This window comes from Bacillus sp. AP50 (assembly GCF_040492675.1).
Taxonomy (GTDB): domain Bacteria; phylum Bacillota; class Bacilli; order Bacillales; family Bacillaceae_G; genus Bacillus_A; species Bacillus_A cereus.
On record NZ_JBEUTW010000664.1, the window covers coordinates 1 to 1,119 of the forward strand.

Here is a 1,119-nt window from a genome sequence, read left to right on the forward strand (position 1 = left end):
ATGCAATAGACAATGATAGCTAAACTCCAACTGACACTATAATAATTATGTGTGTAGAAGTCATAGCCCGCTTTAATACCTTTCTCTATTACAACTAATGTAAATCCTAAAGCCACCCATCTGTTAATTTTCATCTTTATAAACGTTAAAGAGATAATTATTAAAAATAAAATATTTGTAAGATGATTTATCATTAGCTCATATTTTTGAATGTATACTGCCATTATACAAGCAACGATATTAGTCGCAATGCCAAAGGCAATCACCGCTCCCCAAACCCTGTCCGAAAGTCCCACTCCTGAGTCAGTCCCTTCCTAAACAAATATCCCTTTCTTTAATTCGTTCCTACACCCTATTCAAGATATGCTAAATTATCCTTGTCTGATGAATATCTATTTATCTTTTCATATAGAGCAAACAAAATCTTTACTCATAATTTTTTCTTTATTCTTGATATTAAGACTGCTTTTATGAGCATTTCGTATAAGTATGATGTAACTGATTAAAGCCATTTTCAAAGACGACATACCGGCGATAATTTATGTCTATTTTACATTGGTGTTAGCAAGTTCGTTTGCCGTTTGCAAACTTGTTAGCACTTTTTTATTTAGATAATACACACACCTTCTTACATACTGATTATTTTCCCATTGAAGTACTTACGTTCTAAGGATATACCTTTATTTCATGTAATTACATTGGAGAAGTATAGTAAAGTGGAGGTCATTCGTTTCAATTCCGTAACAGTTCATTGGAAATAACGAGATTCTTAACTAATTAAATAAAGTTCCGAAATCACTAGTTACAGATGATACACAAGAACAACTTGAGCAAGAACTAATAGATTCAATGCAAATTTAAAAAGAAATATTGGTTTCACATTACCGTAATAACTGTATATCAATACGAATACATAAATACTATCCATATTGATATACAAATTTATCTTAGCTAGAGAGAGAAGCTCCTACATCACCAATCCCTTGAATCATTTCAATTTTTACGTTAATTTTGTTTGGTGATCCTATAAGATTATCTGTTGAATTGCTTTCTACTTTTATATTTGGTCCAATAATAGTAAATAGATCTTTGCTAATGTGTAGTATAAAACCTTTGATA

General features: G+C 30.7%; 1 protein-coding gene. It reads right to left on the reverse strand.

The window, feature by feature from the left end; translation table 11 throughout:
* Positions 1–296 (reverse strand): hypothetical protein (locus tag ABWK52_RS28095; RefSeq protein ID WP_353772312.1); only part of this gene is annotated, 296 nt, incomplete at its 3' end.
* Positions 297–1,119: the final 823 nt, after the last annotated feature.